Genomic DNA, 13810 nt, shown 5'->3' with positions numbered 1-13810 from the left:
GTTATGGCGACATTAACTGCAAAAAATCTGGCGAAGGCCTACAAAGGCCGCCGCGTGGTGGAAGATGTCAGTCTGACCGTGAATTCCGGTGAGATTGTGGGTCTGCTTGGGCCAAACGGCGCGGGCAAAACCACCACCTTCTACATGGTGGTCGGGATCGTTCCTCGTGATGCCGGTAATATCATCATCGATGATGAAGACATCAGTCTGCTGCCGCTGCACGCCCGCGCGCGTCGTGGTATCGGCTATCTGCCGCAGGAAGCCTCCATCTTCCGTCGCCTGAGCGTCTACGACAACCTGATGGCGGTGCTGCAGATCCGTGATGATCTCAGCAACGAACAGCGTGAAGACCGCGCCAAAGAGCTGATGGAAGAGTTTCACATCGAGCATCTGCGCGACAGCCTTGGCCAAGCGCTTTCCGGCGGTGAACGTCGCCGCGTTGAAATCGCCCGTGCGTTGGCGGCAAACCCGAAATTTATCCTGCTGGATGAACCGTTTGCTGGCGTTGACCCGATCTCCGTTATCGATATCAAACGCATTATCGAACATCTCCGCGACAGCGGCCTTGGCGTGCTGATCACCGACCACAACGTACGTGAAACGCTGGCCGTGTGTGAACGGGCCTATATCGTTAGCCAGGGGCACCTGATTGCCCACGGTACCCCTCAGGAGATCCTACAAGACGAACATGTTAAACGCGTGTATCTTGGGGAAGACTTCAGACTCTGATAGGGTAGTGGTTTACGACGTTAGCGGGAGATATTCGTTCTGAACATGAAGCAAGGTTTGCAATTAAGGCTCAGCCAACAGCTTGCCATGACGCCACAGCTGCAACAGGCAATCCGTCTGCTGCAACTGTCTACGCTGGAACTTCAGCAGGAACTCCAGCAAGCGCTGGAGAGCAATCCCCTGCTTGAGCAAACCGATCTTCACGAAGAAGTAGAGACTCAGGAAACCGTCGATAACGAAACGCTGGACAGCGTCGATGCGCTAGAAAAACCCGATATGCCCGAAGAGCTGCCGCTCGACGCCAGTTGGGATGAGATCTATACCGCCGGAACCCCTTCCGGGACCGGCGCTGATTATCAGGACGATGAGTTACCGGTTTATCAGGGTGAAACCACCCAGTCGCTTCAGGATTATCTGATGTGGCAGGTTGAGCTGACGCCGTTTACCGATACCGACCGGGCGATTGCCACCTCGATCGTCGACGCCGTGGACGATACCGGTTACCTCACCGTCACGGTGGAAGACATTCTTGAAGGCATTGGTGACGAAGAGGTTGGCCTCGATGAAGTGGAAGCCGTGCTCAAGCGGATCCAACGCTTCGATCCGGTCGGCGTCGCCGCCAAAGATCTCCGCGATTGCCTGCTGATCCAACTTTCTCAGTTCTCCCCCACTACGCCGCGTATCGCTGAAGCCCGTTTGATTATCAGCGATCATCTCGATCTGCTCGCCAACCACGATTTCCGTTCACTGATGCGCGTCACGCGGCTGAAAGAGGACGTGCTGAAAGAGGCGGTGGATCTGATTCAGTCGCTGGATCCACGTCCGGGCCAGTCGATCCAGACCGGTGAACCGGAGTATGTGATCCCAGACGTACTGGTGCGCAAGGTGAACGATCGCTGGGTCGTTGAGCTGAACGCCGATAGCATACCGCGTCTGCAGATCAACCAACACTACGCGGGAATGTGCAACAATGCCCGTAACGACGCCGACAGCCAGTTTATCCGCAGCAACCTGCAGGACGCAAAATGGCTGATTAAGAGCCTTGAGAGCCGTAACGATACGCTGCTGCGGGTCAGCCGCTGCATCGTTGAACAGCAGCAGGCCTTTTTCGATCTCGGCGAAGAGTATATGAAACCGATGGTGCTGGCAGATATCGCCCAGACCGTCGAGATGCACGAGTCCACCATTTCGCGTGTTACCACGCAAAAGTATTTGCATAGCCCACGAGGCATTTTCGAGCTTAAGTATTTCTTCTCCAGTCACGTGAGTACCGAGGGCGGCGGCGAAGCCTCTTCCACGGCGATTCGCGCGTTGGTTAAGAAATTAATTGCCGCGGAGAACCCCGCAAAACCACTGAGCGACAGTAAACTGACCACCATGCTCTCTGAACAGGGTATCATGGTGGCACGGCGTACCGTTGCAAAGTACCGAGAGTCTTTATCCATTCCGCCGTCTAACCAGCGTAAACAACTGGTCTGACACCACTGATAAGGAAGACACTATGCAACTCAACATCACTGGACACAACGTCGAAATTACCGATGCAATGCGCGAATTTGTGAATGCGAAATTCGTTAAGCTCGAACAGTATTTCGAGAGGATCAATCAGGTCTACATTGTGTTGAAGGTGGAGAAATTGACGCACATCTCGGATGCAACGTTGCATGTTAACGGGGGCGAACTTCATGCTAGCGCGGAAGGCAAGGATATGTACGCCGCCATCGACGGTTTGATCGACAAACTGGCGAGACAGTTAAACAAGCATAAAGACAAACTAAAACAACATTGATTGTCCGAGCAGTCGCCCGATATGCCCGCATACCGGGCGATGCTTAGGTGAAATTATGACAAATAACGATTCGGCTCTTCAACTGAGCAATGTCCTTAACCAGGAATGTACCCGCAGTGCTGTGCACTGTCAGAGTAAGAAACGCGCGCTGGAAATCATCAGCGAACTGGCGGCAAAACAGCTGAGCCTGCCTCCGCAGGTGGTCTTTGAGGCGATTTTGACCCGCGAGAAGATGGGGAGTACCGGTATTGGTAACGGTATCGCCATTCCTCACGGCAAGCTGGAAGAGGATACGCTGCGCGCGGTTGGCGTGTTTGTGCAGCTGGAAACCCCGATCGCCTTTGATGCTATCGACAATCAGCCCGTCGATTTACTCTTTGCGCTCCTGGTGCCGGCAGACCAGACCAAAACCCACCTGCACACGCTGTCCCTGGTGGCAAAACGTCTGGCGGATAAAACCATTTGCCGTCGTCTGCGCGCTGCGCAGAGCGACGAAGAGCTGTATCAAATCATCACCGATACGGAAACTCACGATGATGCATAATGGACATCACATCGTACTGAGGAGAAACGGTACATGGTACTGATGATCGTCAGCGGCCGCTCTGGCTCGGGAAAATCGGTCGCCTTACGCGCGCTGGAAGACATGGGTTTCTACTGCGTCGATAACCTGCCGGTCGTGCTGCTGCCAGAACTGGCAAAAACGCTCGCCGACCGGGAAATATCGGCCGCCGTCAGCATCGACGTGCGTAACATGCCCGAATCACCCGAAATCTTTGAGCGGGCCATGGAAAACCTGCCGGATAACTTCTCTCCGCAGCTGCTGTTCCTTGATGCCGATCGCAACACCCTGATTCGTCGCTACAGCGATACCCGCCGCCTGCACCCTCTCTCCAGTAAGAATCTGTCGCTGGAAAGCGCCATTGATGAAGAGAGCAATCTGCTGGAACCGCTGCGCTCCCGCGCTGACCTGATCGTCGATACCTCCGAGATGTCGGTTCACGAACTGGCGGAGATGCTGCGTACTCGCCTGCTGGGCAAACGCGAGCGCGAGCTGACGATGGTGTTCGAATCTTTCGGCTTCAAGCACGGTATTCCGATTGATGCCGACTACGTCTTCGACGTCCGTTTCCTGCCGAACCCGCACTGGGATCCTAAGCTGCGTCCGATGACAGGCCTGGACAAACCGGTGGCCGCGTTCCTTGACAGGCACACGGAAGTTCACAACTTTATCTATCAAACGCGCAGCTATCTTGAGCTATGGTTACCTATGCTGGAAACCAATAACCGTAGCTATCTGACCGTGGCGATTGGTTGTACCGGCGGTAAACACCGTTCGGTCTACGTTGCCGAACAGCTGGCTGACTACTTCCGCTCGCGCGGCAAGAACGTGCAGTCTCGTCATCGGACGCTGGAAAAACGCAAATCATGACCGTAAAGCAGACCGTTGAGATAACCAACAAGCTGGGCATGCACGCCCGCCCGGCGATGAAGCTGTTTGAGTTAATGCAAAATTTCGACGCAGAGGTTCTGCTGCGTAACGATGAAGGGACCGAAGCGGAGGCGAATAGCGTCATTGCGCTGCTGATGCTGGACTCGGCCAAAGGCCGTCAGATTGAGGTCGAGGCCACCGGGCCGCAAGAAGAAGAGGCGCTGGCCGCGGTGATTGCGCTGTTTAATGCCGGGTTCGACGAAGACTAGTCCGCCGCCCGGGCTACCGGTTTAATGTAGCCCGGCCGAGCGCAGCGACGCCGGGCCCCCCCGGTTAATACAGCTTATTTTCCCGCATAAACCCTTCCCCGCCCAACTGACGCATCTGACGTAAAATCCACGCCTGACGGCTGCGTACATACCCTGACGGCGCATTGGCTTTAAAACGAATTGGGTTAGGCAGCACCGCGGCCAGCAGCGCGGCTTCCGCCATCGTCAGCTTGCTCGCAGGCTTATGGAAATAGCGCTGAGACGCCGCTTCCACACCAAAAATACCGTCGCCAAACTCAGCAATATTCAGATAAACGGTCAGAATACGCTTCTTACTCCAGACCGTCTCCATGCCCAGCGTCAGACCGGCTTCCAGCCCTTTACGCACCCAGCTGCGCCCATCCCACAGGAACAGGTTCTTCGCCGTCTGCTGCGACAACGTAGAGGCGCCGCGAATCCGGTTTTCATTACGCTCGTTATGCGCCAGCGCTTTCTCAATCGCCGAGACGTCAAAACCCCAATGGTCCGGGAATTTTTGATCCTCAGCGGCGATCACCGCCAGCCCCATAAACGGCGAGATAGCGTCCATGCTAACCCAATCAGAGTGCGCCACGTAGCCAAAGTCGCCCGTCATCCAGGCGCCAATTTGACGCTCAATCATCACTGCGGAGAATGGAACCGGCAGAAAACTGAATGCGGCAATACCACCGCCCCAGAAAAGCGCCAGCAGCAGCAACAGTCGCCAGAACAATTGTTTTAGCCCCGCAACCTTCCTCAAAGCCATCTTCTTCACGCTAACTCTCTGACGCCGATTAATATTTCTGATTAAGTCGTTATGCTTCACACATTTTACTGATTCACGTAACAAACATTTTAAGTTTTGCTATCTTATTGAGCGTGCAATCGTATTTCAGGTTGTGTCAAAAACAAAAAAATAGAGCTAATCAGCTGACGCAGCCACCAGTTCCCTGGTGTTGGCGCAGTATTCGCGCACCCCGGTCAAGCCGGGGTCATTTTTTATCAGCGCTCGCTACCCACGCTTTCAGCACCGCAACGTCCTGCTGCCACTCAGACTTCATCTCTTCAACCCATTCACCCACGTTATCCCACCAGGCAGGTAAATCCGGCGACTGGATCTGCTGCCCCAGTTGCTGCAGGTGACGCAGACCGACGGAGCCAGCTGCACCTTTGATCTTATGACCTTCCTCGACGATGCCTTTCTGGTCGCGCGCGGTCAGGTTCGACTCCAGCACCGCCAGATAGCCCGGCATCATCTTCTCGAAGACCGCCAGACCGTCGGTAATCAGCTTCGGTCCAACCAGATCGATGTACTGTTCCAGCATTGGAATATCCAGTAGCTGCTGCGATTTACTGCTTTCTACAGGCGTCACGGCACTCTCCTCTTCGTCTTCAACGGTGTCCCAGAACTTCTTGATCATCGCCGTCAGGGCCGGCACCGAGAGCGGTTTACTCAGCACATCGTCCATCCCGGCTTCCAGATACTCTTTTTTATCTTTAAGCACGTTCGCCGTCAGCGCGACCAGCGGTGGTAAATCGTCAGCGTGGTATTTACGCGTCAGCTCGCGGGAAATATCCAGCCCGGTCATGTCCGGCAGCTGGATATCCAGCAGCACCAGGTCATATTCACCGGGGGTGAACATTTCCAGCGCATCCTTACCGGTCATCGCCACGTCGACGCTATTCCCCAGCTTCTCAAGCACCGAGCGGGCAACAATGACGTTCAGTTCAATGTCTTCCACCAGCAGGACGTGCAGCGCCGGCAGCGGCAGCTCATCGTCCTCAAACGCGTCTTCAACCTCTTCCGCCACCGCCGGTGCATGTACCGTCAGGGTGAAGATGGCGCCATGTCCGGCCTGGCTTGAGACTTCAATATCACCGCCCATGCTTTTCGCCAGACGGCGGGAGACCGCCAGACCGATACCGGTGCCGGTAGCAGGCTTGCCCCCCTGGCTGTCTTTAACCTGATAATACATAGCGAAGATTTTATCCTGCTCTTCCTGCGGGATCCCGATACCGGAGTCTTCAACCTCAAAGTGAAGCATATCGCCAGCGTCATAGCGTACGCGCACCGTCACGCTCCCCTGCTGGGTGAACTTCACGGCGTTGCTGATAAGGTTCCACAGAATCTGGCGCAGTCGGGTGCCGTCGGTAATCACCTTATGCGGCAGCGGCAGCGTTGGCTCCATCACGAAGCGCAGCCCTTTTTGCTGCGCCTGCAGGCCGGAGAGGTTTTCCAGGTCAGCCAGGAAACCGGTGAAATCGACCGGCTGGTTATCCAACTGGACTTTCCGGCGCTCCATTTTGTCCATATCGATAATATCGTTGAAGATATTGCCCAGCGTAACCGCCGAGACATGGATGGTTTTCAGGTATTTTTCCTGCTCGGCGGTCAGGTTGGTGTCGAGCAGGATGCGACTTAAACCGACGATGCCATTTAGCGGCGTACGCAGCTCGTGGCTGATGGTAGAGATAAAGGTGGTCTTGTCGCGACTGGCGCGCTCGAGCGCGTCCTGATAGCGCTTACGCTCGGTAATATCGCGACCAAAGCCCATCAGGCCATGACGTTTACCGACGCGGTCATAGTACGGCACCTTGCGGATCTCAAAGCAGGCTTTGCGACCATCAGGATAGTCGAGCCACTGTTCGTAGGTGAGTGAAACGTTGTGACGGAAGACTTTTTCATCGGTTTCAATGACTTTCGCCGCCGCCTCAGGAGCATAAACCTCTTCCGGGTGCAGGTGAATCAGCTGCTTCTCGCTTTTGCCGGTCAGCAGTTCCATCGCCCGGTTACAGCCGGAAAACTCTTTATCTTCATTGCGATAGAAGACCAAATCGGGAGAGGCATCCAGGAAGGAGCGCAGGAAAGAGGACTGCTGTTCGAGGCGAATCTGCGTCTCTTCACGCTCCTGAACCTCAATACGCAGCTGCTCGAGCGTAGCAAGACGCTCGGCCTCAGCTTTTTCTCGGTCGCTAATTTCCTGATTCAGCTGAGAGATATTGTCTTTGAGCTGGACGTTCAGCTTGAGGTCGCGTTCGCGCATCTCTTCAAGCTTTTCCACCAGCCGGGAGAGACGCTGTCGTGACTCTTCCAGCTGTTCCACCACCACCGACAGGAAGTAAACCGCCCAGGGGGTAATCAGCAAACCGAAGAAGATAGAACGAATAACATCAATGCTTTCGACCTGACCGTGCAGCACCATGGTCACTGCCATCTGCACCACAATGGCCAGCACCACCAGCGCCAGCGCCAACAGTAATGAGAAACGTACCAGACCCAGCTTCATCATCAGGTCGACGTAATACTGCGCCAGCATACGGATTTGCTTCATAAGGGATTCCTTAACGACAACGTCGTTCAATCATACCCAATTCTGAGCGTAGCGCGGTAGGTTGTGAGAAAAATGCGGGGATTATCTACTAATTGGGCTCGGGAGCCTTCCCGGCGGCGCTGCGCTTGGCCGGGCTACACGGCTGTTGTAGGCTGCCGCAGCGCTATGGCTGCACCCACGGCTGGCCCAACGCTGAGCCCTGCACGCCGTGCTCATTCAGGTATTTATCCAGCTCCACCATCCCGGTCCAGCGGTTCTCACACCACAGCGGAGCCAGCAGCGTCGGGCGACGTGCGCTGGCAGAAATGCGGTGATAAATCACCTCCGGCGGCGTATGGCGAATCATCTCGCCCGCGGTGACCGTATAGTCGTCCAACGCAATCCCGTTCAGACGCCCGGCTTCCCAGGCTTTCGCCATGATGCTGCCGGTGACAATATGTAGCGGATGCAGCTTAATCCCGTCGACACCCGTCTCAACGACCTGCTCAAGCGTCTCCAGACATTCGCGCTGCCCTTCGCCCGGCAGGCCGACAATCAGGTGGCTGCACACCTTCAGGCCGCGTTCGCGCGCCAGACGGGTGGTGTTCTGATAGCAGGCAAAATCATGGCCGCGGTTAATACGGTGCAGCGTTTTATCGTGTGCCGTTTGCAGGCCAAGCTCCAGCCACACTTCATAGCCCTGCTCGTGGTATTCACTCAACAGGTCAAGCACCGCCTCCGGTACGCAGTCCGGGCGCGTGCCGACGCACAGCCCGACGATATTTGCCTGACTGATGGCCTGCTGGTACATCGAACGCAGCACCTGCACTTCGGCAAAGGTACTGGTATAGGCCTGAAAGTAGGCCAGGTAGCGTTTTGCGCGATTCACCAGGTTCGCCTGGTGCGCCAGCTGCTCGGCAATCGACTTATGTTGCTGCTCTTCATCGGCAAACGAGGCCACATTGCAGAACGTGCAGCCACCGCGGCCGATGGTGCCATCGCGGTTGGGACAGCTAAATCCACCATGCAGCGTCAGTTTATGAACCTTTTCGCCGTAACGACGCGTAAGATCCCCACCAAACATATTGACTAATTTTTGTAACTGCATAATCTGATAGACCGGCCTGAAGAAAGGGGCCAAGCCTGCCATTTTTAGTCTCGATCGGCGATGACCTGGATCAATCGTCATGTAGACCTTTTACCTCATTGCATAACCAATCAAAATAACTGCAATTTCATTCACAGCCATATAGATTATTTTTACTTATGTTCAGCGGCTAATTTGCAAAAATCTATCTGCCGTTGAAAAACAGAGTGATCCTATACCCCTACACTCCATGCCAGCATTAAATGCTACTTATCGTGATATAAACAGTGCATGACGATTAAAACAGCGCTTTCAGATAGTGAGACAGATCACACTAGCTAATCCCATTCAGCACGCTTAACGCTAACCAAAAATGACACATTTTTCTTATATATCATTATCTTAAATGCTCCATAGCACATTTCTGTATAAATAAGATTGCCATTTGACCTATGTATCGATTCCCGATAAGTTGGGCATCCGCTGGAAGCTTTCTGGATGAGCAGTCTGCTCATCATATTTATGCAGTAATTGAGATTCCCTCTTAAGCAAGTCCTCAAACTTGTGCGACCTACGCGAAAAGGATAAAAGAGGGCGAATGCGAGGTTAGGCAGATGAATGCCATACCCCGTCGCCATGCTCTTGCTGTGCCTTGCGCGCAATCGATTAAGGGGGCGTCCCGTAGAGCCTGGGGAGGTTCACTGATATGTTGTACGATAAATCCCTTGAGAGGGATAACTGTGGTTTCGGCCTGATCGCCCACATAGAAGGCGAACCTAGCCACAAGGTAGTGCGTACCGCGATACACGCACTGGCCCGAATGCAGCACCGTGGCGCGATTCTCGCCGACGGTAAAACCGGTGACGGTTGTGGTCTGCTGCTGCAAAAACCTGACCGTTTCTTTCGCATCGTCGCCGAAGAGCGCGGCTGGCGCTTAGCGAAAAACTATGCCGTTGGGATGCTGTTCCTGAATAAAGATCCTGAACGAGCTGCGGCATCTCGCCGTGTTGTAGAAGAAGAACTGCAGCGTGAAACCCTGTCTATCGTCGGCTGGCGCGATGTGCCAACCAACGAAGGCGTATTGGGTGAGATCGCCCTCTCCTCTCTGCCTCGCATTGAACAAATTTTTGTAAACGCCCCTGCGGGCTGGCGCCCACGCGATATGGAACGCCGCCTGTTTATCGCGCGTCGTCGTATCGAAAAGCGCCTCCAGGAAGATAAAGACTTCTACGTTTGTAGCCTGTCGAACCTGGTCAATATCTATAAAGGTCTGTGTATGCCGGCGGATTTGCCGCGCTTCTACCTGGACCTAGCGGACCTGCGCCTGGAATCAGCCATCTGCCTGTTCCACCAGCGCTTCTCCACTAACACCGTGCCACGCTGGCCGCTGGCTCAGCCGTTCCGCTATCTGGCGCACAACGGCGAAATCAACACCATCACCGGTAACCGCCAGTGGGCACGTGCGCGTACCTATAAGTTCCAGACCCCACTGATTCCGGATCTGCACGACGCTGCGCCGTTTGTTAACGAAACCGGCTCCGACTCCAGCTCCATGGATAACATGCTTGAGCTGCTGCTGGCGGGCGGGATGGACATCATCCGCGCCATGCGTCTGCTGGTACCACCGGCCTGGCAGAACAACCCAGATATGGACCCGGACCTGCGTTCATTCTTCGACTTTAACTCCATGCACATGGAACCGTGGGACGGCCCGGCAGGTATCGTCATGTCTGACGGTCGCTACGCTGCCTGTAACCTCGACCGTAACGGTCTGCGTCCCGCGCGCTACGTCATCACCAAAGACAAGCTCATCACCTGCGCCTCTGAAGTCGGTATCTGGGATTACCAGCCTGACGAAGTGGTTGAAAAAGGCCGCGTAGGCCCGGGCGAGCTGATGGTTATCGACACCCGCAGCGGCCGCATTCTGCACTCGGCCGAAACCGACAACGATCTGAAAAGCCGCCACCCGTACAAAGAGTGGATGGAGAAGAACGTTCGCCGCCTGGTGCCGTTCGAAGATCTGGCGGACGACCGCGTTGGCAGCCGCGAGCTGGACGACGATACCCTCGCCAGCTACCAGAAACAGTTTAACTACAGCGCCGAAGAGCTGGATTCCGTTATCCGCGTACTCGGTGAAAATGGCCAGGAAGCGGTCGGCTCAATGGGTGACGATACCCCGTTCGCCGTGCTCTCCAGCCAGCCGCGTATCATTTACGACTACTTCCGCCAGCAGTTTGCGCAGGTGACCAACCCGCCAATCGACCCGCTGCGTGAAGCACACGTGATGTCGCTGGCAACCAGCATCGGCCGCGAGATGAACGTCTTCTGCGAAGCAGAAGGCCAGGCGCACCGCCTGAGCTTCAAATCACCGATTCTGCTGTACTCCGATTTCAATCAGCTCACTACGATGAAAGAGGAGCACTACCGCGCCGACACGCTGGATATCACCTTCGATGTGACGGAAACCAACCTCGAAGAGACGGTGAAAGCGCTGTGCGATAAAGCCGAACAGATGGTCCGTAACGGTACCGTTCTGCTGGTGCTCTCTGACCGTAACATCGCTAAAAATCGTCTGCCGGTACCGGCACCGATGGCGGTAGGCGCTATCCAGACCCGTCTGGTTGATAAGAGCCTGCGCTGCGATGCCAACATCATCGTCGAAACCGCTAGCGCCCGTGACCCGCACCACTTTGCGGTGCTGCTCGGCTTTGGCGCCACGGCTATCTACCCGTACCTGGCTTATGAAACCCTGGGTCGTCTCATCGATACGCATGCTATCGAGAAAGATTACCGCACGGTGATGCTGAACTACCGTAACGGCATCAACAAAGGCCTGTACAAGATCATGTCCAAAATGGGCATCTCGACCATCGCATCTTACCGTTGCTCCAAGCTGTTTGAAGCGGTCGGCCTGCACGATGATGTGGTCGATAACTGCTTCCAGGGCGTAGTGAGCCGCATCGGCGGCGCGTCGTTCGATGACTTCCAGCAAGATTTGCTGAACCTGTCGAAGCGTGCCTGGCTGGCGCGTAAACCGCTGGAACAGGGCGGCCTGCTGAAGTACGTCCACGGTGGCGAATACCACGCCTACAACCCGGACGTGGTACGCACCCTGCAACAGGCGGTACAGAGCGGCGAATACAGCGATTACAAAGAATATGCAGAGCTGGTGAACAACCGCCCTGCAGCAACGCTGCGCGACCTGCTGGCGATTAGCCCGAACGGTGAAACCGTCAACCTGGCCGACGTTGAGCCAGCAAGCGACCTGTTCAAGCGTTTCGATACCGCTGCGATGTCTATCGGCGCACTGAGCCCGGAAGCACACGAAGCGCTGGCCGAAGCAATGAACAGCATCGGCGGCAACTCGAACTCCGGCGAAGGCGGCGAAGACCCGGCGCGTTACGGCACCAACAAAGTGTCACGCATCAAGCAGGTGGCTTCCGGTCGCTTTGGCGTGACGCCAGCGTACCTGGTTAACGCTGACGTGATTCAGATTAAAGTTGCCCAGGGCGCGAAGCCAGGTGAAGGCGGCCAGTTGCCGGGTGATAAAGTCACCCCGTACATCGCCAAACTGCGCTACTCCGTACCGGGCGTGACGCTGATTTCGCCTCCGCCACACCACGATATTTACTCTATCGAGGATCTGGCGCAGCTGATTTTCGACCTGAAACAGGTCAACCCGAAAGCGATGATCTCCGTGAAGCTGGTTTCCGAACCGGGCGTGGGCACCATCGCAACCGGCGTGGCAAAAGCCTATGCCGACCTTATCACCATCGCTGGCTACGACGGCGGCACCGGTGCAAGCCCACTCTCCTCCGTGAAGTACGCAGGCTGCCCGTGGGAACTGGGCCTGGTCGAAACGCAACAGGCGCTGGTCGCTAACGGCCTGCGTCACAAGATTCGTCTGCAGGTGGATGGCGGCCTGAAAACGGGTGTCGACATCATTAAAGCGGCTATCCTCGGCGCAGAAAGCTTCGGCTTCGGTACCGGGCCAATGGTCGCGCTGGGCTGTAAATACCTGCGTATTTGTCACCTGAACAACTGCGCAACCGGCGTGGCAACTCAGGATGAGAAACTGCGTAAGAACCACTATCACGGCCTGCCGTTCAAAGTGACCAACTACTTTGAATTCATCGCCCGTGAAGTGCGCGAGCTAATGGCTGAACTGGGCGTAACCCGTCTCGTTGACCTGATTGGCCGCACCGACCTGCTCAAAGAGCTGGATGGCTTCACCGCCAAGCAGCAGAAGCTGGAGCTGTCTCGTCTGCTGGAAACCGCTGAGCCACATCCTGGCAAAGCGCTGTACTGTACCGAGAACAACCCGCCGTTTGATAACGGCGTGCTGAACGCGCAGTTGCTGCAGCAGGCAAAACCGTTTGTGGATGAACGCCAGAGCAAAACCTTCTGGTTTGATATCCGCAACACCGACCGTTCCGTTGGCGCATCGCTGTCTGGCTATATTGCCCAGACCCACGGTGACCAAGGGCTGGCGGCAGACCCGATTAAAGCGCACTTCAGCGGTACCGCGGGCCAGAGCTTCGGTGTGTGGAACGCAGGCGGCGTTGAGCTGTACCTGACCGGCGATGCCAACGACTACGTCGGTAAAGGCATGGCGGGCGGTCTGCTGGCCATTCGTCCTCCGGTAGGCTCTTCCTTCCGCAGCCACGAAGCGAGCATCATCGGCAACACCTGTCTGTACGGCGCGACCGGCGGTCGTCTGTACGCTGCTGGCCGCGCGGGTGAACGTTTCGGCGTGCGTAACTCCGGGGCGATTACCGTCGTAGAAGGCATCGGCGACAACGGTTGTGAATACATGACCGGCGGTATTGTCTGCGTGCTGGGCAAAACGGGCGTTAACTTCGGTGCCGGTATGACGGGCGGCTTCGCCTACGTACTGGATGAAGACGGTGATTTCCGCAAGCGCGTGAACCCGGAACTGGTAGAAGTGCTGGATGTCGATACATTGGCCATTCACGAAGAGCATCTGCGCGGCCTGATTACCGAGCACGTGCAACTGACCGGTTCTTCCCGCGGCGAAGAGATCCTGGCGCACTGGGAGACTTACTCCGCGAAGTTCGCGCTGGTTAAGCCGAAGTCCAGTGATGTGAAAGCCCTGTTGGGTCACCGTAGTCGTAGCGCAGCTGAGCTGCGTGTGCAGGCGCAGTAAGAGGTCAT

10 protein-coding genes are annotated in these 13810 nt (G+C 55.8%); 7 read left to right on the top strand and 3 right to left on the bottom strand.

The window, feature by feature from the left end; genetic code table 11:
* Nucleotides 1-3 precede the first annotated feature (3 nt).
* Genes lptB through npr form a run of 6 tightly spaced genes read left to right on the top strand, consistent with a single transcriptional unit; the run spans nt 4 to nt 4219 of the window.
* Nucleotides 4-729: an LPS export ABC transporter ATP-binding protein gene (lptB, locus tag V6944_RS08555; RefSeq protein WP_035891167.1), complete on the top strand. Its 726-nt coding sequence runs from the start codon at nt 4-6 to the stop codon at nt 727-729.
* 45 nt (nt 730-774) lie between these two features.
* Nucleotides 775-2208, top strand: coding sequence for an RNA polymerase factor sigma-54 (gene rpoN / locus V6944_RS08550; RefSeq protein WP_333496264.1), 1434 nt, complete (start codon nt 775-777; stop codon nt 2206-2208).
* Between the two features lie 22 nt (nt 2209-2230).
* Nucleotides 2231-2518: a ribosome hibernation promoting factor gene (hpf, locus tag V6944_RS08545; protein WP_333498653.1), complete on the top strand. Its 288-nt coding sequence runs from the start codon at nt 2231-2233 to the stop codon at nt 2516-2518.
* A 55-nt stretch (nt 2519-2573) separates the two neighbouring features.
* On the top strand, nt 2574-3062 hold the full coding sequence (gene ptsN / locus V6944_RS08540; RefSeq protein ID WP_035891171.1) for a PTS IIA-like nitrogen regulatory protein PtsN: 489 nt from the start codon (nt 2574-2576) through the stop codon (nt 3060-3062).
* A gap of 33 nt (nt 3063-3095) precedes the next feature.
* Nucleotides 3096-3950 carry an RNase adapter RapZ gene (rapZ, locus tag V6944_RS08535; RefSeq protein ID WP_035891172.1) on the top strand — a complete coding sequence of 285 codons (855 nt, stop codon included), beginning with the start codon at nt 3096-3098 and terminating at the stop codon, nt 3948-3950.
* Nucleotides 3947-4219, top strand: coding sequence for a PTS phosphocarrier protein NPr (npr, locus tag V6944_RS08530; RefSeq protein WP_185667791.1), 273 nt, complete (start codon nt 3947-3949; stop codon nt 4217-4219). The genes rapZ and npr overlap by 4 nt, the downstream gene beginning before the upstream one ends.
* A 64-nt stretch (nt 4220-4283) precedes the next feature.
* On the opposite strand, the gene mtgA is transcribed toward npr, so the two are convergent.
* From mtgA to V6944_RS08515, 3 genes are all read right to left on the bottom strand, one after another.
* Nucleotides 4284-5003, bottom strand: coding sequence for a monofunctional biosynthetic peptidoglycan transglycosylase (mtgA, locus tag V6944_RS08525; protein WP_185667937.1), 720 nt, complete (start codon nt 5001-5003; stop codon nt 4284-4286).
* 226 nt (nt 5004-5229) lie between these two features.
* Nucleotides 5230-7569, bottom strand: coding sequence for an aerobic respiration two-component sensor histidine kinase ArcB (gene arcB, locus V6944_RS08520; protein ID WP_333498652.1), 2340 nt, complete (start codon nt 7567-7569; stop codon nt 5230-5232).
* 163 nt (nt 7570-7732) lie between these two features.
* Nucleotides 7733-8656: a TIGR01212 family radical SAM protein gene (locus V6944_RS08515; RefSeq protein WP_333498651.1), complete on the bottom strand. Its 924-nt coding sequence runs from the start codon at nt 8654-8656 to the stop codon at nt 7733-7735.
* 685 nt (nt 8657-9341) lie between these two features.
* Here V6944_RS08515 and gltB point away from each other — a divergent pair.
* Nucleotides 9342-13802, top strand: coding sequence for a glutamate synthase large subunit (gene gltB, locus V6944_RS08510; RefSeq protein WP_220440877.1), 4461 nt, complete (start codon nt 9342-9344; stop codon nt 13800-13802).
* Nucleotides 13803-13810: the final 8 nt, after the last annotated feature.

Origin of the sequence: Kluyvera sp. CHPC 1.2972, assembly GCF_036759925.1 — a bacterium.
Lineage (GTDB): Bacteria > Pseudomonadota > Gammaproteobacteria > Enterobacterales > Enterobacteriaceae > Kluyvera.
This window is presented reverse-complemented; position numbering and strand designations above follow the sequence as displayed.

Excerpts from the sequence above, each read along its gene's own strand:
- lptB (WP_035891167.1), top strand. The coding sequence starts at position 4 with ATGGCGACATTAACTGCAAAAAATCTGGCGAAGGCCTACAAAGGCCGC.
- gltB (WP_220440877.1), top strand. The coding sequence starts at position 9,342 with ATGTTGTACGATAAATCCCTTGAGAGGGATAACTGTGGTTTCGGCCTG.
- rpoN (WP_333496264.1), top strand. The coding sequence starts at position 775 with ATGAAGCAAGGTTTGCAATTAAGGCTCAGCCAACAGCTTGCCATGACG.
- mtgA (WP_185667937.1), bottom strand. The coding sequence starts at position 5,003 with ATGGCTTTGAGGAAGGTTGCGGGGCTAAAACAATTGTTCTGGCGACTG.
- rapZ (WP_035891172.1), top strand. The coding sequence starts at position 3,096 with ATGGTACTGATGATCGTCAGCGGCCGCTCTGGCTCGGGAAAATCGGTC.
- npr (WP_185667791.1), top strand. The coding sequence starts at position 3,947 with ATGACCGTAAAGCAGACCGTTGAGATAACCAACAAGCTGGGCATGCAC.
- hpf (WP_333498653.1), top strand. The coding sequence starts at position 2,231 with ATGCAACTCAACATCACTGGACACAACGTCGAAATTACCGATGCAATG.
- arcB (WP_333498652.1), bottom strand. The coding sequence starts at position 7,569 with ATGAAGCAAATCCGTATGCTGGCGCAGTATTACGTCGACCTGATGATG.
- ptsN (WP_035891171.1), top strand. The coding sequence starts at position 2,574 with ATGACAAATAACGATTCGGCTCTTCAACTGAGCAATGTCCTTAACCAG.
- V6944_RS08515 (WP_333498651.1), bottom strand. The coding sequence starts at position 8,656 with ATGCAGTTACAAAAATTAGTCAATATGTTTGGTGGGGATCTTACGCGT.